The sequence below is a fragment of the Bradyrhizobium sp. AUGA SZCCT0160 genome (genome assembly GCF_018130105.1).
GTDB lineage: Bacteria > Pseudomonadota > Alphaproteobacteria > Rhizobiales > Xanthobacteraceae > Bradyrhizobium.
Window position 1 is genome coordinate 71132 of sequence record NZ_JAFCMD010000028.1, and the last position, 16784, is coordinate 87915.

At 62.2% G+C, this 16784-nt stretch carries 19 protein-coding genes and 2 pseudogenes; 14 read left to right on the top strand and 7 right to left on the bottom strand.

Features of this window, described 5'->3' with window-relative positions:
* Positions 1 to 41: 41 nt before the first annotated feature.
* The 4 genes and pseudogenes from JQ558_RS32745 to tldD form a co-directional block, all read right to left on the bottom strand.
* The gene (locus JQ558_RS32745; protein WP_212296338.1) at positions 42 to 608 is read right to left on the bottom strand and encodes a nucleotidyltransferase family protein; all 567 of its coding nucleotides are present in this window, start codon (positions 606 to 608) and stop codon (positions 42 to 44) included.
* 42 nt (positions 609 to 650) lie between these two features.
* Positions 651 to 824, bottom strand: a pseudogene (locus JQ558_RS32750) (MmcQ/YjbR family DNA-binding protein); the annotation flags it as partial.
* Positions 825 to 829: 5 nt separating this feature from the next.
* Positions 830 to 1484 (bottom strand): annotated as a pseudogene (gene lepB, locus JQ558_RS32755) (signal peptidase I); the annotation flags it as partial.
* Positions 1484 to 2911 (bottom strand): metalloprotease TldD, encoded by a 1428-nt coding sequence (gene tldD, locus JQ558_RS32760; RefSeq protein ID WP_212296339.1) that lies wholly within the window; start codon positions 2909 to 2911, stop codon positions 1484 to 1486. The gene tldD and the pseudogene lepB, both read right to left, overlap by 1 nt.
* Before the next feature lie 89 nt (positions 2912 to 3000).
* Between tldD and JQ558_RS32765 the strand changes: the two genes are divergently transcribed.
* Positions 3001 to 3495 (top strand): GNAT family N-acetyltransferase, encoded by a 495-nt coding sequence (locus JQ558_RS32765; protein WP_212296340.1) that lies wholly within the window; start codon positions 3001 to 3003, stop codon positions 3493 to 3495.
* A 35-nt stretch (positions 3496 to 3530) separates the two neighbouring features.
* Here JQ558_RS32765 and JQ558_RS32770 read toward each other — a convergent pair whose 3' ends face one another.
* Together JQ558_RS32770 and JQ558_RS32775 are read right to left on the bottom strand one after the other, a co-directional pair.
* Entirely contained in the window at positions 3531 to 3713 is a 183-nt protein-coding gene (locus tag JQ558_RS32770) for a hypothetical protein (RefSeq protein WP_212211255.1), read from the bottom strand.
* 136 nt (positions 3714 to 3849) lie between these two features.
* Positions 3850 to 4254: a helix-turn-helix domain-containing protein gene (locus tag JQ558_RS32775; protein WP_212211392.1), complete on the bottom strand. Its 405-nt coding sequence runs from the start codon at positions 4252 to 4254 to the stop codon at positions 3850 to 3852.
* Positions 4255 to 4375: 121 nt separating this feature from the next.
* Here JQ558_RS32775 and JQ558_RS32780 point away from each other — a divergent pair, with 121 nt between their 5' ends.
* Genes JQ558_RS32780 through JQ558_RS32790 form a run of 3 tightly spaced genes read left to right on the top strand, consistent with a single transcriptional unit; the run spans position 4376 to position 5960 of the window.
* On the top strand, positions 4376 to 4768 hold the full coding sequence (locus tag JQ558_RS32780; RefSeq protein WP_212272733.1) for a DoxX family protein: 393 nt from the start codon (positions 4376 to 4378) through the stop codon (positions 4766 to 4768).
* A 24-nt stretch (positions 4769 to 4792) separates the two neighbouring features.
* Positions 4793 to 5296, top strand: coding sequence for a DsrE family protein (locus JQ558_RS32785; protein WP_212296341.1), 504 nt, complete (start codon positions 4793 to 4795; stop codon positions 5294 to 5296).
* A gap of 49 nt (positions 5297 to 5345) precedes the next feature.
* On the top strand, positions 5346 to 5960 hold the full coding sequence (locus JQ558_RS32790) for a TlpA disulfide reductase family protein (RefSeq protein ID WP_212211252.1): 615 nt from the start codon (positions 5346 to 5348) through the stop codon (positions 5958 to 5960).
* 32 nt (positions 5961 to 5992) lie between these two features.
* Here JQ558_RS32790 and JQ558_RS32795 read toward each other — a convergent pair whose 3' ends face one another.
* Positions 5993 to 6529, bottom strand: coding sequence for an invasion associated locus B family protein (locus JQ558_RS32795; protein ID WP_249119075.1), 537 nt, complete (start codon positions 6527 to 6529; stop codon positions 5993 to 5995).
* 439 nt (positions 6530 to 6968) lie between these two features.
* Here JQ558_RS32795 and coxB point away from each other — a divergent pair, with 439 nt between their 5' ends.
* From coxB to JQ558_RS32845, 10 genes are all read left to right on the top strand, one after another.
* Positions 6969 to 7811, top strand: a complete 843-nt coding sequence (gene coxB, locus JQ558_RS32800) for a cytochrome c oxidase subunit II (RefSeq protein ID WP_212211251.1) — start codon at positions 6969 to 6971, stop codon at positions 7809 to 7811.
* A 124-nt stretch (positions 7812 to 7935) separates the two neighbouring features.
* Positions 7936 to 9555 carry a cytochrome c oxidase subunit I gene (gene ctaD / locus JQ558_RS32805; RefSeq protein WP_212211249.1) on the top strand — a complete coding sequence of 540 codons (1620 nt, stop codon included), beginning with the start codon at positions 7936 to 7938 and terminating at the stop codon, positions 9553 to 9555.
* A 63-nt stretch (positions 9556 to 9618) separates the two neighbouring features.
* Positions 9619 to 10554, top strand: coding sequence for a heme o synthase (locus tag JQ558_RS32810; RefSeq protein ID WP_212296342.1), 936 nt, complete (start codon positions 9619 to 9621; stop codon positions 10552 to 10554).
* An 18-nt stretch (positions 10555 to 10572) separates the two neighbouring features.
* Positions 10573 to 10737, top strand: a complete 165-nt coding sequence (locus tag JQ558_RS32815; RefSeq protein WP_212211246.1) for a CoxF protein — start codon at positions 10573 to 10575, stop codon at positions 10735 to 10737.
* A 36-nt stretch (positions 10738 to 10773) separates the two neighbouring features.
* The gene (locus tag JQ558_RS32820) at positions 10774 to 11415 is read left to right on the top strand and encodes a cytochrome c oxidase assembly protein (RefSeq protein ID WP_212272723.1); all 642 of its coding nucleotides are present in this window, start codon (positions 10774 to 10776) and stop codon (positions 11413 to 11415) included.
* A gap of 91 nt (positions 11416 to 11506) precedes the next feature.
* Positions 11507 to 12397 carry a cytochrome c oxidase subunit 3 gene (locus tag JQ558_RS32825; RefSeq protein ID WP_212211242.1) on the top strand — a complete coding sequence of 297 codons (891 nt, stop codon included), beginning with the start codon at positions 11507 to 11509 and terminating at the stop codon, positions 12395 to 12397.
* A gap of 348 nt (positions 12398 to 12745) precedes the next feature.
* Positions 12746 to 13816: a hypothetical protein gene (locus tag JQ558_RS32830; RefSeq protein ID WP_212211240.1), complete on the top strand. Its 1071-nt coding sequence runs from the start codon at positions 12746 to 12748 to the stop codon at positions 13814 to 13816.
* A gap of 372 nt (positions 13817 to 14188) precedes the next feature.
* The gene (locus JQ558_RS32835) at positions 14189 to 15046 is read left to right on the top strand and encodes an outer membrane protein (RefSeq protein WP_212296343.1); all 858 of its coding nucleotides are present in this window, start codon (positions 14189 to 14191) and stop codon (positions 15044 to 15046) included.
* 292 nt (positions 15047 to 15338) lie between these two features.
* On the top strand, positions 15339 to 15725 hold the full coding sequence (locus JQ558_RS32840) for a DUF983 domain-containing protein (RefSeq protein ID WP_212272714.1): 387 nt from the start codon (positions 15339 to 15341) through the stop codon (positions 15723 to 15725).
* Positions 15722 to 16498 carry an SURF1 family protein gene (locus tag JQ558_RS32845; RefSeq protein WP_212211232.1) on the top strand — a complete coding sequence of 259 codons (777 nt, stop codon included), beginning with the start codon at positions 15722 to 15724 and terminating at the stop codon, positions 16496 to 16498. Before JQ558_RS32840 ends, JQ558_RS32845 begins: the two co-directional genes overlap by 4 nt.
* Positions 16499 to 16784: the final 286 nt, after the last annotated feature.

A 16784-nucleotide genomic window follows, 5' to 3' on the forward strand; every position in this document is an offset into this window, starting at 1 on the left:
TGGCTATGGGTCCCGGCCTTCGCCGGGACGACGGTTGAAATTTACTCCACCGCCAGCACCGTCACCTCCGGCCACAGCTTCTTCCATCGCGCGGCCTTCACTTCATAATTCGCCGCGGAGAAATTCGGACCCGGATTGGGCCGCACGATCAGCCCGGCGGCATCGTCGAAACCATCGGGCGCATAGACGTCGTAGCCATCAGGCATGCGACGGATGCCAATCTGCGTATTCCTGGTCAGAAACCGATCGATGCCTTCGGTCGAGCAGCGCAGCGGCGGGTAGGGCAGGCCGTGCTTTTCGCCGTACCAGAGATGGACGCGCGCCTGGTTGCGCGCCTCGACCCTGGCGTCGAGATGGCCGAGCGCGCCGTGCAGGCGGCGGATCACGGCGTCCTCGGCCGCCCAGGATGTATCGGGATCGAAATAGAACACGTCGTAATCGTTGATGCCGTAATCAACGGCGCGCCCGGTCAGCACGTTCCAAACCGTCTGCACCAGGCATCCCGACACGATCCAGGCATCCGGCAGCTTTAGCTCGAACAGTTTTTCGGCGATTATTTTATTGGTGGGATTGCGCAGCGCAAGGCTGAGGAATTGGTCTTGGGTCATGGATGCTCTTTCCACGTCATTGCTTCGCAATGACGGGATGATCTATGATTCGTCGAATTCCTTCACCGCCTTCTTCGAAGCCAGCGTGCGCCAGTGCCGGCGCAACAGCGGCTCGACGATGCCGCGTTTGGCCTTCGACAGGCGAACCAGCACGATTGGATAATCTCGATAGTGGTCGGTGAAGTAAAACAGCTTCGGTTGGCTTTCGATCAGCATCTCGTCGGCAGCAGGCCGACTCCGCCGTCGCGCACGGCGACGCGGCTGTCGGCGGAATTGTCCCTGTTGTCGCCGAGCACGAACAGTTTTCCCGTCGGCACCGTTACCTCTGGCGTGTTGTCGAGCCGGCCGCTGTCGCGCATCTTGAAGATCGCATGCGTGACCCCGTTCGGCAGCGTCTCGACATAGCGATAGGCCTGCTGCCGCCGCGGTCGTCTTCGGCTTCACCCACGCCATCCGGCTTCAAGGTCGCGGCATGGTCGTTGATGAAGAGCTGGCCCTGCCGCATCTGGATGCGGTCGCCGGGCAACCCGACCACGCGCTTGACCCAGGCCTGCGAGCGGTCGCCGGGCCAGCGGAATACGACGACGTCGCCGCGCTTGGGCGTCTCGCCGAACAGGCGGCCGGTTTCCGGCAGCGTGATCTGGATCGGCAGCGACGCCGCGCCGTAGCCATAGGGAAATTTTGACGCCAGCAGCGCGCGTCACCGATCAGGAGCGTCGGCTCCATCGAACCGGACGGAACGTAAAACGGTTCGGCCAAGGCGCCCTTGGCGACGAACACCACCATCACGATGGCGGCGAGTTGAGCGACCTGCGCGCGCCAGCCTGCGGGTTTTGCCGCAGGTTTTGCGACCGTGGTTTCGTTCTCGCTGGTCACTAGCCGGTTCCTCCGACCGTAATGCGCTCCATCCGCAGCGTCGGCTGGCCGACGCCAACCGGCACGCCCTGGCCGTTCTTGCCGCAGGTGCCGATGCCGGTATCGAGCGAGAGGTCGTTGCCGACCATGGTGATGCGATGCAGGTCGGTCGGACCGTTGCCGATCAGCATCGCGCCCTTCAAGGGCGCGCCGATCTTGCCGTTCTCGATCTTGTAGGCCTCGGTGCACTGGAACACGTATTTGCCCGAGGTGATGTCGACCTGGCCGCCGCCGAAATTCGCGGCATAGATGCCGTTCTTTACCGAGGCGAGGATTTCCGCGGGATCGCGCTGGCCCGACAGCATGTAGGTGTTGGTCATGCGCGGCATCGGCACATGGGCGTAACTCTGGCGCCGTCCGTTGCCGGTCGGCTTCATGTTCATCAGCCGGGCGTTCTGGCGGTCCTGCATGTAGCCGACCAGAATGCCGTCCTCGATCAGCACGGTGCGGTTGGTTGGCGTGCCCTCGTCGTCAATGGAGAGCGAACCGCGCCGCGAGGCCATGGTGCCGTCATCGACCACGGTGACGCCCTTGGCGGCGACCTGCTTGCCCATCAGGCCGGCGAAAGCCGAGGTCTGCTTGCGGTTGAAATCGCCCTCGAGCCCGTGTCCGACAGCTTCATGCAGCATGACGCCGGGCCAGCCGGCCCCCAGCACCACGTCCATTTCGCCGGCGGGCGCGGGAACCGATTCCAGATTGACCAGCGCTTCGCGGATCGCGCCGTCGGCGGCATCGCGCCAGGCCTTGGTCTCGATGAAGCGCGCATAGCCCTCGCGGCCGCCATAACCCTTGCTGCCGCTTTCCTGCCGGTCGCCCTGGCCGGCGACCACGGAAATATTGACCCGCACCAGCGGGCGGATGTCGCGGTAGCTTTCGCCGTCGGGCCGCAGGATTTCCACCACCTGCCAGGTGGCGCTGAGGCTGGCCGTCACCTGCCGCACCCGCGGGTCCTTGTCGCGCACATAGGCGTCGATTTCGGCGAGCAGCTTCACCTTGGCTTCAAAACCCGGCGCATCCAGCGGATTGCCGTCGCCATAGAGTCTCACATTGGTGTGAGCGGGCGCCGCCGCAAAGTTGCCGGAATAGCCGCCACGGACCGCCGCGACCGCGTCCGCAGCGCGGATCAGCGCCGGCAGCGAGACGTCGGAGGAATGCGCGTACCCGACCGCGTCGTCCTTGACCGCGCGGAGCCCAAAACCCTGCGAAGTGTCGTAGGTCGCCTGCTTCAGCCTGCCATTGTCGAACATCAGCGCTTCGGTCTGGCCATATTCCAGGAACAATTCGCCGTCGTCGGCGCCTTCGAGCCCGCGCGCGATCTCCCGGCGGACGGAATCGCGGTCGAGATTGGCGCGGTCGATCAGGGAGGTTGTAGCGGGGGAGTTGGTCATTACATTCAGTCCGTTGTCGGAGGGGTGCAACCAAGATAGTTGTTTCCTCGTAGTTTCGCGAGAGGCTGGATCAACACGTTGCAGGCACGATGGCTACGATCGAAATTGTTCCGATAACGCAGGGTCATATCGACAGCTTTCACCGGACCCTCGATATCGTGGCGCGGGAGCGGCGCTATCTATCGTTCCTGGAGGCCCCGCCGCTGGAGGCGACGCGGGCGTTCATTCTCGACATCATCGAGCAGGGGTACCCGCAATTCGTCGCGCTGTCGGGCGGTGAGGTCGTCGGCTGGTGCGACGTGACCCCGAAGCCAAGGCCGATTTATGCCCATAACGGCGTTCTCGGCATGGGCCTTTTGCCGCAATTCCGGGGCCGGGGCATCGGCAAGCGCCTGATCGCGCAGGCGCTCGGCGCCGCACAGGCCTTCGGGCTGCAGCGGGTCGAACTGACGGTCCGGGAAAACAACGTGAACGCGATCGCGCTCTACAAGAAAGTCGGCTTCGAGATCGAAGGCGTGCAGCGCGAGGCCATCCTGGTCGATGGCAAGCACGAAAATCTGATTTTGATGGGGCTGCTGTTCTAGCGGCAGGCCGAAAAACCTGACGGCGCCCAATCAAATCAGGGGAGGTGCTGGCGACGCCCGGTCGCCAATCCCGACGCCGCGTCTCGCGGGGACTTCACACTGTGCTCGGCGCGCACGATTTCAAACCATTTGCCGCCGGATACGATGTCGAGTTGCTCCCCGGTCAGCTCGCTTTTCGCAGCGTCTGCACGGGCCCCGAACGTACGGTCATTGGTCATGGCGGTCTCCTCCGCGTTGATGGAGAAACCTTTGGCAGGATGGCGGTCGCCTTGGCTGTGAGGGAGGTCACGGTGTCGTTCCGCGTCATTGCGAGCCATCGGGCGCGCATTCGCGCGACCCGGTGGCTCGGGAAACCTACTTTGGCTGCTCCTTTTTGTCGGCGGAAGAAGCCTTGGGCTGCGCCGCCGGCGGAAAGCCGTGCTCCTGCGACCAGCGAAACAGTTCATCGAACACCGGCTTGAGGGCCCTCGCCGAGGGCGTGATCTCATATTCGACGCGCGGCGGCACCTCGGGATAGACCGTGCGCTTCACCAGTCCATTGGCCTCGAGATCGCGTAGCTGCGTCGTCAGCATGTGCTGGGTGACGCCGGGGATCGATTGGCGCAATTCGCCGAACCGGTGCTTGCGCTGGACCAATTGCCAGAGAATTTCGCCCTTCCATTTTCCAGCCAGAACGCCCAGCGCACGATGAAATTGCTCCAGCACCCCGCGCTGGCATGGTTCCGGGGCGGCAATATCCTTGCTTTCTGCAATAGTCATCTTTTTCATACTACCTCACAAAAAGCATCCTACTTGTACTTTTCATCTTACTCCCGAATTTTGTGTCTCGAAAGCCTTCGCGGGCTCGGTCTGAACCGCTGGAACATATCGGGAGCTAACAATGTCACTTGCTGCTGCCTCGGCGCCGCCGCGCTGGAAGTCCGCCGGTCTGTGGATCGTCAGGGGATTGCTGGCCCTTGCCTTTGCAGGCGCTGGCGGCGCCAAGCTCTATGGCGTGCCGATGCTGGTTGAGTCATTTCAGCATATCGGACTTGGTCAATGGTTCCGCTATGCGACCGGGGCGCTCGAATTGCTCGGGGCTTTCCTGATCCTCACGCCGTCGCTGGCGGCCGTCGGCGCCGTGCTGCTGATCTGCATCATGATCGGCGCGACCGTCACGCATCTCTTTGTGGTCGGCGGCTCGGCCGTGCCCGCGCTGGTGCTGTTGGCACTGAGCGCCATCGTCGCCTATGCGAAGCGCGACCAGATCGCATCGCTTGCCAGGCACTTGTGAACAAGCATTTGTGAGGCCGCTGCCATGCGCCTTTCTCGCCGCGAATGGACGATTGCCGCGGGCCTCATCCTGGCCTTCCTAGTGCCGCTGACCGTGACCCTGTTGCTGACAGGATCGGAGGCGGCGAGCCCAAAGCCGCAGGCGAAGGCCGCTCCGGTCGCGATGCATCGGCTGGTGCTGCCGATCAACACCGATGATCCCACCACGATGCGGGCGCTGATCTCGACCGCGCTCAACCTTCCAAAATACTACCAGGAGCGGAACGAGGCATTCACGATCGAAGTGGTCGCCTACAACGCCGGTGTTCACATGCTGCGCGCCGACACCTCGCCGGTAAAGGACATGCTGCGCATCCTGAGGACGGTCAATTCGAACATCCGCTTCGTGGTCTGCGATGCCACCAAGCTCGGTATGGAGCGCCAGGAGGGACGTCCGGTCACGCTGATCGATGGCGTCGATATCGTGCCGAGCGGGCCGGGGCGCATCATCGAATTGCAGGAAGCCGGCTGGTCCTACATCCGATCGTGATATTTGGATTCAGAACCTGGATGCAAAACTGCACAGCGGAGTATCCGACATGACGTCGCCTCGCGGCCCGACCCGCCGCACCTTTGTCGCGGGGGTCATGGGCGCGGCCGCCTCGCTTGCGATCCCGCCCTTGCCGGGACGTGCCGCGGCCGGCGGGCCGCCGCCATTCGCAACAGCCCGGCATCAGTTCACGCTGGTTCGCGGCGCACGGCCGGTCCCGCCGGTAACGATCCCGCGTCTCGGCGGCGGTGCGCTCGATCTGGCGTCTTTCCGCGGCAAGGTGGTGCTCGTCAATTTCTGGGCGACCTGGTGTGCGGCCTGCCGCACGGAGCTGCCGATACTGGATCAACTCGCGGAAAGCCGCCGCGCCGACCTCGCCGTCGTCGCCATCACCACCGATCGCGATCGATCGGTGGTCGCGCCGTTCGTCAAGAAGTTGAAGCTTCGCCATCTTACGATCGGCTTCGACCCCGGCGGACTGGTGGGACGCGCCGGCGCCAGCGACGGTGTCGACACGCCCTTCGCGCTTTACGGCATGCCGATCAGCTTCCTGCTCGGCGTCACCGGGCAAGTCGAAGGCTACATCACGGGTGAAGCCGACTGGCTCTCGATCGAGGCGCGCCGGTTGTTCGACTATTATGCAAGTGCCGTGGCGCGTAACTAAGCGAAGCGGATGTTGAGGCGGCGCCCGGTGCCTCACGGCAACTTATCATACCCCTCGCCGATCCCGTTCAGGCTCAGCGGGAAGCCGATGCCCTCTTCCGGGGTCTCGAAGATGATAAAGGTCGCGGTCTTGGCGGTGCGGAGCTGGCCGAGCAGTTTTTCGTCCATCACGACTTCGGCAACGCAGCCATTGGGCAGGCAGCGGACAAAACCGGCGCGGCCGACGTCCTGGTTGTCCAGTTTCAGGCCGAGCCCGGAGGGCAGCAGTACGCCCAAGGGGGCTACCACCCGCATCAGCTTGCTCTTCTGGTCGGCGGTCTTCAGCACGATCACGGTGAGGCCGGCGTTGGAGCGGTCTTCGGCTACCACGCTCTGGATCAGGGCGCATTGCTCGCCCTGGGCGCCCGGCGGGGTGTCGCAGCGGATCTGCCAGTCGCCATGGACCGAGCGCACCGCGCCCTGGGCGCTGGCAGCCTCGGTCAGGCCGAGCAGGAAGGCTGTGGCGAGCAGTCCGCCCAGCCAGCGGCCTGGCCCTGGCTTGCGTCCTGCCTGATGTTTTGAACGCCTCATCCGGGTCGATCCTCTGAATGATTACTCGGACTGATACGTAATGACGGCGCCTTGAAGGCGGTCTTTCGCCAAATCTCGAAGCGCCTCAGCGGCGAATCAGGTCCCCGCGGCGCACCCTGCCTGTGCGTACATCCGGTAATCCGCCTGTCAAGCGGCGCGGCCGGACAAAAAGGCGGCTTTTGCCTGATTTAGCGGGAAAACCTGACATGCAGAGATTAGCCGGTGACGCATGGCTTTGGTCCCCACTACTGCATTGCGAGAGCCTGCGAATTATGGTTTGAGAGGCTGGATTTCGAAGCGTTCTAGCGATCTGGCCCCGGTAATTTTGAGGTGTGCTCCCAAGCCACCTCCGGCGGGCTGTTTGTAGGGGCGGATCGTGCGGCATTTCCGGCCATCCGGTGGGGATGCTTTGGGGATTTATCAAGGGAGCGCGAGCGGCATGAAGATGTCGAAGGGCCAGATTGGCCGGCGGTTGCTGGGGTTTGCGGTGGCGGGCATGGCCCTTGTCGCCGGCGGTACGGCGTCAGCCGAATTGGGACAGCCGGCGCCGTGGGAATACACCCTGCAGGAATCGGCCTCGCCGGTGATGGACTACATCATCTGGTTCCATAACTGGCTGCTCGCCACCATCACCATCATCACGCTGTTCGTGCTGGTGCTGCTGGTCATGGTCGTCGTCAAGTTCAACGCCAAGGCCAACCCGGTCCCCTCCAAGACCACCCACAATACCCTGATCGAAGTGGCCTGGACCCTGATCCCGGTGCTGATTCTGGTCGCGATCGCGGTGCCGTCGTTCCGGCTGCTGTTTCTGCAGCTCGACGTGCCGAAGGCGGATCTCACCATCAAGGCGACCGGCAAGCAGTGGTACTGGAGCTATGCCTATCCCGATCACGGCAAGTTCGAGTTCGATTCGCTGATGGCGGCGGACAAGAAGCCCCGGCTGCTCGGCGTCGACAATGAGATGGTGGTGCCGGTCAACAAGGTGGTCAAGGTTCTGACCACCGGCGCCGACGTCATCCACGCCTTCGCGGTGCCGGCCTTCGGCATCAAGATCGACGCCATCCCCGGCCGCCTGAACGAGACCTGGTTCAAGGCCACCAAGACCGGGATGTTCTACGGCCAGTGCTCCGAACTGTGCGGCAAGGATCACGCCTTCATGCCGATCGCGGTGCGGGTCGTGAGCGATCAGGAATTCGCGGCCTGGGTGGAAACCGCGAAGAAGAAATATGCGACCAACCCGGCGAATTCGTACGCCTCGGCTGGTGGCGCGGTGGCGCAGTAAGCCGCAAAGCTCAGGCAAGCTTTAAGGCTTAGGCGCAAGGGACAAGGGCGACGGGACCGCAAGGTCCGAAAAGGGCGACAGGACCGCAAGGTCCGACAAAAGGACTGCAAGGCAGGATTTGAACATGGCAACAGGCGCAGCGACACACCACGATCACGCCCATGATGACCACGCGCACGCGCATCCGACCGGATGGCGGCGCTTCGTCTATTCGACGAACCACAAGGACATCGGCACGATGTACCTGGTGTTCGCGGTCATCGCCGGCGTCATCGGCGCGGCGATGTCGATCGCGATCCGCATCGAGCTGATGTATCCCGGCGTCCAGCTGTTCCACGAAGCCCATACCTACAACGTGTTCGTGACCTCGCACGGCCTGATCATGATCTTCTTCATGGTGATGCCGGCGATGATCGGCGGCTTCGGAAACTGGTTCGTGCCGCTGATGATCGGTGCGCCCGACATGGCGTTCCCGCGCATGAACAACATCTCGTTCTGGCTGCTGCCGGCCTCGTTCGCGCTGCTTCTGATGTCCACCTTCGTCGAGGGTGAGCCGGGCGCCAACGGCGTCGGTGCGGGCTGGACCATCTACGCGCCGCTGTCGACCTCGGGCCATCCGGGACCGGCGGTCGATTTCGCGATCCTGTCGCTGCATCTGGCCGGCGCCTCGTCGATCCTCGGCGCCATCAACTTCATCACCACGATCTTCAACATGCGCGCGCCGGGCATGACCCTGCACAAGATGCCGCTGTTCGTCTGGTCGATCCTGGTCACCGTGTTCCTGCTGCTGTTGTCGCTGCCGGTGCTCGCCGGTGCGATCACCATGCTGCTGACCGACCGCAATTTCGGCACCACCTTCTTCTCCGCCGACGGCGGCGGCGACCCGCTGCTGTTCCAGCATCTGTTCTGGTTCTTCGGCCATCCCGAAGTGTACATCCTGATCCTGCCCGGCTTCGGCATGATCAGCCAGATCGTCTCGACCTTCTCGCGCAAGCCCGTGTTCGGCTATCTCGGCATGGCCTACGCCATGGTCGCGATCGGCGGCATCGGCTTCGTGGTGTGGGCGCACCACATGTACACGGTCGGCATGTCCTCGGCGACGCAGGCCTATTTCGTCGCCGCCACCATGGTGATCGCGGTGCCGACCGGGGTGAAGATCTTCTCCTGGATCGCCACGATGTGGGGCGGCTCGATCGAGTTCAAGACGCCGATGCTGTGGGCGATCGGCTTCATCTTCCTGTTCACGCTCGGTGGCGTCACCGGCGTCGTGCTGGCCAATGCCGGCGTCGACCGCGTGCTGCAGGAAACCTATTACGTCGTCGCGCACTTCCACTACGTGCTGTCGCTGGGCGCCGTGTTCGCGATCTTCGCCGGCTGGTACTACTGGTTCCCGAAGATGTCCGGCTACATGTACTCGGAAACCATCGGCAAGCTGCACTTCTGGGTCACCTTCATCGGCGTCAACCTGGTGTTCTTCCCGCAGCATTTCCTCGGGCTATCCGGCATGCCGCGCCGCTACATCGACTATCCGGATGCGTTCGCCGGCTGGAACCTGGTGTCCTCGCTCGGCTCCTACATCTCGGGCTTCGGCGTGCTGATCTTCATCTATGGCGTGGTCGACGCCTTCATCAAGAAAGAGCAGGCGGCGGATAATCCGTGGGGCCCCGGCGCCACCACGCTGGAATGGACGCTGTCTTCGCCGCCGCCGTTCCACCAGTTCGAAGTGCTGCCGCGGGTGCAGTAAACCTTGTAACTCGCGGCGCGCTCTTGCGGGCGCGCCGCGGCCTAGAACCAAGCGAGATCAATCTTGTCGGTCGTCGATCACAACGCCATCGAACTGCCCCGGATTTCCGAGGCTGAGGTCGGCGACTACCTCGCGCTGCTGAAGCCGCGGGTGATGTCGCTGGTGATCTTCACCGCGCTAGTCGGCCTCGTGATCGCGCCCGGCCATATCCACCCGATCCTGGCGTTCACGTCCATCCTCTGCATCGCGGTCGGCGCCGGCGCCTCCGGTGCGCTGAACATGGCCTATGAGGGCGATATCGACGCCAAGATGTCGCGCACCGCCAACCGGCCGATCCCGCGCGGCCGCATCACCCGCGAAGAGGCGACCGCGTTCGGGCTGATCCTCGCGTTCTTCTCGGTGATGACGCTCGGCATCCTCGTCAACTGGCTTGCGGGCGGGCTCCTGGCGTTCACGATCTTCTTCTACGTCGTGATCTACACCATGCTCCTGAAGCGCTGGACCGCGCAGAACATCGTGATCGGCGGCGCCGCCGGCGCGCTGCCGCCTGTCGTGGCGTGGGCCGCGGCGACCGGTTCGCTGTCGATGGAGCCGGTGCTGCTGTTCCTGATCATCTTCTTCTGGACCCCGCCGCATTTCTGGGCGCTGGCGCTGTTCCGCAGCGACGACTATGCCCGCGCCGGCGTGCCGATGCTGCCGGTCGTTGCCGGCCCCGACGCGACCCGGCTGCAGATCCTGCTCTATACGGTCGTTTTGGTCGCGATCGCCGTCGCCCCCTGGCCGCTCGGCTATTTCGACGCGATCTATGGCATCACCTCGCTGGTGCTCGGCGCCGGCATGATGGTGCTCGCGATCAACGTCTACCGCCGCCGCGAGGGTAGCGCGGCGCTGCGTGCGACCAGGCGGCTGTTTGCTTTCTCGATCCTTTATCTGTTCGCGCTGTTCGCCACGCTGCTGCTCGAGGTTGTCGTGCGCGGCGTCATGGCCGCGATCGGGTAGGGGGCCCATGGGACCGGAATGGACGACAAGCAGATGCCAGATGGAATCGTCCTCACCGAGGCGCAGAAAAGAAGCCGGCGCCAGCGGTCGGTCGCGATTGCGCTCGCGCTCCTCGTGCTCGTCGTGCTGTTCTTCGCCGTCACCATGGTCAAGGGGCCGGCCGTTCTAGTTCGGCCCATGTAAACTGGAAATGTAGGCTGGGAATTTAGGGTGGTGGAGATGGCAGACCAACCGATCGCGCAAAGGGAACCGGAGGCAAGCCGCAAGGCTTCGCGCCGCGCCCTGACGCGCGATGCGATGGTGGCCTCGATCTGTGGTTTCGTCGTGGTGTTCATGGTCGGCGCAGCCTATGCCGCCGTTCCCTTCTATAACTGGTTCTGCCGCGCCACCGGCTTCAATGGCACCACCCAGGTCGCCACCTCGGCGCCTTCGCAGGGCCCGCTGGCGCGCAAGATCTCGGTGCGGTTCGATGCCAATGTCGGCGCCGGCCTGCCGTGGAAGTTCGAGCCCGAGCAGAACGAAATCGAGGTCAGGATCGGCGAGGTCGTCACCGTATTTTATACTGTGACCAACCAGGCGGCGCGGGCCACGGTCGGCCAGGCCGCCTACAACGTGACCCCGCTGACGGTCGGCGCGTATTTCCAGAAGATCAACTGCTTCTGCTTCACCGAACAGACCATGGCGCCGGGCGAGAAGCGCGAGATGCCGGTCGTGTTCTACGTTGATCCGGCGCTGGTCGCCGACAGCGAGAATGACGGACTGAACACCATCACGCTGTCCTATACCTTCTATCCCGTGCGCGATCCGGCGCCGAAGCCGGTGGCTTCAGGCGAGTCGGACAAGCGCAAGGGAAGCCTGTAACTCCGGGATTTCGGCCTTCCGAAATTCCTGACCTTGATTTTTGAGACGAAGATGTGCCGAAGGATGCGGCACCGCTAACGGAGAGACCGCAATGGCTACGGCGCACGCGAAGCATCACGACTACCACCTCGTCGATCCGAGCCCGTGGCCGGTCGTCGGCTCGATCTCGGCCTTCATCATGGCCGTCGGCGCGGTCGGCTGGATGCACCATATGTATGCGGCGGCACCGATCGTGTTCGGCGTCGGTACCATCGGCGTGCTCTACACCATGGCGAGCTGGTGGGGCGATGTGATCCGCGAAGCCCAGTTCAAGGGTGACCACACCCGCGTGGTGCAGATCAGCCACCGTTACGGCATGATCCTGTTCATCGCCTCCGAGGTGATGTTCTTCGTCGCCTGGTTCTGGGCCTTCTTCAACTCCGCGCTGTTTCCGGCCGATGCCATTCACGCCACCCGCGACGCGGTGTTCGGCTGCGGCCCCGGCACGGCCGCGGGCGCCTGCAGCGTGCCGGGCACCTGGCCGCCGAAGGGCATCGAGACCTTCGACCCTTGGCATCTGCCGCTGCTGAATACGCTGCTGCTGCTGACCTCGGGCACCACGGTGACCTGGGCGCACCATGCGCTCCTGGAGAACGACCGGCAGGGCCTGAAATACGGCCTGATCCTCACCGTCGTGCTTGGCGCCCTGTTCACCTGCGTGCAGGCCTATGAATACGCCCACGCCACCTTCGCGTTCTCCGGCAACATGTACGGCGCGACCTTCTTCATGGCGACCGGCTTCCACGGCTTCCACGTGCTGGTCGGCACCGTGTTCCTGCTGGTCTGCCTGTTCCGCGCCTATGCCGGACACTTCACGCCGACCCAGCATCTCGGCTTCGAATTCGCCGCCTGGTACTGGCACTTCGTTGACGTGGTGTGGCTGTTCCTGTTCATCTGCATCTACGTCTGGTTCCGCGGCGCCGGACCCGTCGCCGGGCATTGATCGCAGACTGCACGTGTAAAAAAGGGCGGCCGCTGGGCCGCCCTTTTTCTTAGCTTTGCCTTTTAACGATCAAGATGCGTGTCGCCGGGCGTTAACCATCCTCATGCTGACGCGCTCGCCGACGGGCGAAGTCTCGGATCGTGACGGCATGGAGACCTTCACCACTGGCCGGAGCGGCTTGCCGGTTTGGGTAATCCTTCTGCGCACTCACTCTTGCGTCGCCCTCCGAATACTCTGAACAGGTTGCCGGGACGGTCGGGGAAGTTCCCGCGCGTGCCGATAGACTGAACGATAAAACGTTGGACGATATTGAATATCGCGAATTTCGAGAATTGAAGGAGCAGCCTTTTGGCGGCGACGCTCGTGCCGAAGAGCCGGAGCAAGCGCGATTGGATTGCGGGCGCGCACCCGGACGAGGTATCGATTTTTTCCCAGCCCTGGTTCGTGGATATTGCGTACAGGAAGGAGCACCGGGTAGCCAAAGCGTTCAACAAAACCGGCGAGCTAATATGCGAGTTTCCATATTGCCAAACAAACGTACTGGGCATTTTTCCAAGGATAACAAGTTTAGATAACTGGAGACGCCTCAGCTCATTCGTCTTTCTCGACAAACACATTAGTGATGAAGAGAAGCGGGGCGCGATTGCCGATATCATAAAGCAGCTTCCCAGATCGATTGGTCACTGCCAATTCATCCTGGATGATGATTCAGGCATCATTCGCGATGCGTTCATCAACGCCGGGTTTGAATGTATCAAAATACCCAAATACGTCCGTCCACCCAGCAAACAAAAATATGAGCGCGACGCGTATGCACAAGCCAGAGACAAGGTACTGAAAGCCATCTCAAGAGACGGAAGAACCAGATACAGAACAGCATTGGAACAAGCTAAAATAGAAGATATCTCGGCGTCCGACTTTTGTAGGTTTTACCAGAGCAATCTTACCAGCAATGGTGCGCAGAGTTATGCCCCGCTGAGCATTGCAGAGGCACTCATCGAGAATGGCGTCCGTCGTCGGAAAGCCTTCGCGCTGGCGGTAAAAGACAAGGGCGGCATGGAAGCCGCCGCCGCTTTCCTGTTTGATTCAGGAGCAATCTATGCGTGGCTGGCAACCAGAAAGTATCATCCGCAAAGCACGAAATTTCGTGGTGATGATAAATATAAAAAATACTTTATCGATATATTGGCCATCGAAGCCATGATCTTCGCGGAGTTGCATGGGCTGATTTATGATGCCGAATTTGTTCCTGTCGAAACAAATGGCGCCCCCAGAAATCCGCACAAGGTTTTTGTCAACGAGAAGATACTTCACCTTTCGAAAAGAGAATCCAGATTTCTCTTCGAAAGAGTGGGGTGGTGGTATCACGGCGCGAGGCGGTTTTTTTACACGGCAAGGGCTTTTTGCAAAGCGACTTGATATGATCGGATGACGCTCAACTTGACCGTCGGGGCGATTCTTGCGAGGCGCCACCGCTGCTTCGAGCCGTGCTTCCTGGAAATTTCATTCAGGCTGCTCCAAATTGCTCCTCAAGGCTGATGCTGGTCCTGTGGCCGCTCCACCACGGGCGGCAAACCGCCATCATCCGTAGCCTTCCGGATCTGTCGGCGTTGGACTTGATCTACCGGAAGGGGTGCAGCCGCACGGCCTTGCCGGTCCGGCTGCAAGCGCGGAACAGGGTTCCACATGTAAGTCCGAAATGTCTCGACTGTGGCTTGGACGATACATCTGGGCACGATGAACCCGTTTAAGCTCTGGTCCGGGCCGTTCCACGAGTGCTTGGGGCTTTCTATGAAAAAACTTGCTTTGGCAATATCCGTTCTCGCGTCCAGCGCAATCGGCGCGTCCGCTGCCGACATGGCTGTGAAAGCTCCTCGCTACGCGCCTGAAGCAGCGGTTTCGACCTGGACAGGCTTTTATGTTGGAGCCTCGCTCGGCGGCGAGCAGGCCAACGCCGATTGGACCACGACGTCGATTGGCGTTGTCGCGCCGGGCTTTGTAATTCCTCCCCCAACCGTAGACGGTAGCTCGCCTCGACGCTTTAGCCCCTCAAGCGGTCGCTTCGGCGGCTTTGCCGGATACGACTATCAGTTCGCGCCTCAATGGGTTGCAGGCATTGTCCTCGATGCCGCGTATTTTAACGGCACCGTCACGACGGTGGGCGCGCCCGGCTGCACGGTCACTTGCATTTTGGGTGTCCCGGGCCCCGGCCTCGATGTATCGAGCGTGAGAGCCAGATGGGATGCGAACGTGCGGGGCCGGCTCGGATTTCTGGTAACTCCCAATGTTCTGCTCTATGGGACCGGCGGTATCGCGTTCCAGAACTTCTCCAACTCGATCACCTGCGAGACCAGCTTTACGGATCCGCTTTGCGGACCAACGCCGATCCCGCTTCTTACGACGGCGACGAACAGCACCACCCGAACGGGCTGGACGGCCGGAGTCGGCATCGACGCCAAAATCTTCGCAAACTGGATGCTTCGTGCGGAGTATCGTTACTCGGACTTCGGAACGTGGAGCAATTCGCTGGTGCTGGTATCCCCCGGTGTTTCAGTTGTAACGGTAGCCACGGATTTGAAACTCAATACGCACGTTGGAATGGTAGGACTAGCGTACCGGTTTGGTGGTCCCGTTGTTGCAAGGTACTGAGTTCTCCAACATCTCCATCCTTTAAAGCCACGCACACCTCCCCTTGTGCCGCGTCGGGCAGTCGCCTCGAAGGCGCGCAGCGTGCGATTCTCCAGTCATGCAGAACGCGCCTGGCGGGCCATGGTGTCCGCCAAAATGTCCCGGACATGGAGTGGGAGGAATATGCATCCCACTGTAGTGCAGCCGAAATAAACTGAGTAATTACAATCACTTCGTGGGGTTGCGTGGGGCTGCGTAGAGCGCTATGGAGTGCGCATTCTCCCCTGTGGGAGAAGGTGGCGCGAGGACGCAAATGGACGAGGCACTCCCCACGCTGACCGAGAGCGCATTGCGCGGCATCGCCTGCCGCTGCCCACGCTGCGGCAAGGGCAAGCTCTACGCGGGCTTCATCAATTTGCGGCCGAGCTGCGAGGCCTGCGGGCTCGATTACGCCTTCATCGACGCCGGTGACGGGCCGGCGATCTTCATCATCATGATCGCCGGTGCGATCGTCGTCGGATCGGCCCTGGTCGTGGAGATAAAATACCAGCCGCCGTTCTGGCTGCATGCGGCGTTGTGGCTGCCATTAATTCTCGCAACCACGCTGTTGCCGCTACGCTCGATGAAGTCGCTGCTGATCGCGCTGCAATACCATCACAAGGCCGCACCCGGCCGCCTGATCGACCGCGAGCCGAAATGACCGGCGTTGTTGCGCGGCGGCGTGGTACGCTCGGCTTTGCCATCTTTACGCTCGTGATGATCGTGACCTGCCTGAGCCTTGGGATCTGGCAATTGCAGCGGCGCGTCCAGAAGCACGCGCTGATCGCGGCCCTCAACGAAAGGCTGGCCGATGTGCCCAAGGCGCTGCCGGAGCAGGCGCAATGGGGCACGCTGACACCAGCCAAAGACGAATTCCGCCGCGTCAGCTTCACCGGAACTTACGAGCGGCTTCCCGATGTGATGGTCTATAGCTCCGGCTCTTCGGTCCGTAACGACGTGTCCGGTCCAGGCACCTGGGCGTTCCTGCCGGCGCAAAGCGCCGATGGGGCAATCGTCGCGGTCAATACCGGCTTCGTGCAGAACACGATGCAGGATCGCGCGCAGCAGGATCGCGCGGTCGGCCGTCTCGTCACCGGCCAGCCGGTCAAATTCACCGGCTATCTTCGTTTTCCCGAAGCCGCCGGCACGCTGACGCCGTCAGAGAATATCGCCAAGCGGCTCTGGTTCACCCGCGATCATCTTGCGATGGGGCGCGCGCTCGGCTGGGGCGAGGGCGGCAAGGCGGTCGCGCCGTTCTATATCGATCTGGAATCACCGGTGCCCGAGAGCGGCATCCCGAAACCGGGGCCGCTCAATGTCCATCTCAAGGACGACCACATGCAATACGCCATCACCTGGTTCAGCCTGGCGGCGGCGGTCGTGATCGCCTTCGGCGTGTGGTGGCGCGCGCAAAGGCGGAGCGCAGCTTCGTAGCTTCGTGGTGTCGTAGGGTGGGTTAGCGAAGCGTAACCCACCATCTTCGTCCTTTACCTGAATGAGCTCATGGGTATTCCCGCCAGATCGCAACCGGGGGACAAAGTTGTCCCGCCCCGATCGTGCTCCGAGCTCCCTCGGAGATATCCTCAGCCGGATATCTCTCGTGATCCTCGCGGTATCCCTGCTGTATCTCCTGCTGTATTTTTTCCTGAAATAGCTCATAGGGTGGGTTGGCGTAGCGTAACCCGCCGTCCGCGCCCTTACTGCGTGGAGCGGGTCGGCA

Coding starts and splice junctions, on each gene's coding strand:
- JQ558_RS32790 (WP_212211252.1), top strand. CDS start 5,346: ATGACGTCGCCTCGCGGCCCGACCCGCCGCACCTTTGTCGCGGGGGTC.
- JQ558_RS32835 (WP_212296343.1), top strand. CDS start 14,189: ATGAAAAAACTTGCTTTGGCAATATCCGTTCTCGCGTCCAGCGCAATC.
- JQ558_RS32825 (WP_212211242.1), top strand. CDS start 11,507: ATGGCTACGGCGCACGCGAAGCATCACGACTACCACCTCGTCGATCCG.
- JQ558_RS32815 (WP_212211246.1), top strand. CDS start 10,573: ATGGACGACAAGCAGATGCCAGATGGAATCGTCCTCACCGAGGCGCAG.
- JQ558_RS32780 (WP_212272733.1), top strand. CDS start 4,376: ATGTCACTTGCTGCTGCCTCGGCGCCGCCGCGCTGGAAGTCCGCCGGT.
- JQ558_RS32840 (WP_212272714.1), top strand. CDS start 15,339: ATGGACGAGGCACTCCCCACGCTGACCGAGAGCGCATTGCGCGGCATC.
- ctaD (WP_212211249.1), top strand. CDS start 7,936: ATGGCAACAGGCGCAGCGACACACCACGATCACGCCCATGATGACCAC.
- tldD (WP_212296339.1), bottom strand. CDS start 2,911: ATGACCAACTCCCCCGCTACAACCTCCCTGATCGACCGCGCCAATCTC.
- JQ558_RS32745 (WP_212296338.1), bottom strand. CDS start 608: ATGACCCAAGACCAATTCCTCAGCCTTGCGCTGCGCAATCCCACCAAT.
- JQ558_RS32785 (WP_212296341.1), top strand. CDS start 4,793: ATGCGCCTTTCTCGCCGCGAATGGACGATTGCCGCGGGCCTCATCCTG.
- JQ558_RS32820 (WP_212272723.1), top strand. CDS start 10,774: ATGGCAGACCAACCGATCGCGCAAAGGGAACCGGAGGCAAGCCGCAAG.
- JQ558_RS32795 (WP_249119075.1), bottom strand. CDS start 6,529: ATGAGGCGTTCAAAACATCAGGCAGGACGCAAGCCAGGGCCAGGCCGC.
- JQ558_RS32845 (WP_212211232.1), top strand. CDS start 15,722: ATGACCGGCGTTGTTGCGCGGCGGCGTGGTACGCTCGGCTTTGCCATC.
- JQ558_RS32765 (WP_212296340.1), top strand. CDS start 3,001: ATGGCTACGATCGAAATTGTTCCGATAACGCAGGGTCATATCGACAGC.
- coxB (WP_212211251.1), top strand. CDS start 6,969: ATGAAGATGTCGAAGGGCCAGATTGGCCGGCGGTTGCTGGGGTTTGCG.
- JQ558_RS32775 (WP_212211392.1), bottom strand. CDS start 4,254: ATGACTATTGCAGAAAGCAAGGATATTGCCGCCCCGGAACCATGCCAG.
- JQ558_RS32770 (WP_212211255.1), bottom strand. CDS start 3,713: ATGACCAATGACCGTACGTTCGGGGCCCGTGCAGACGCTGCGAAAAGC.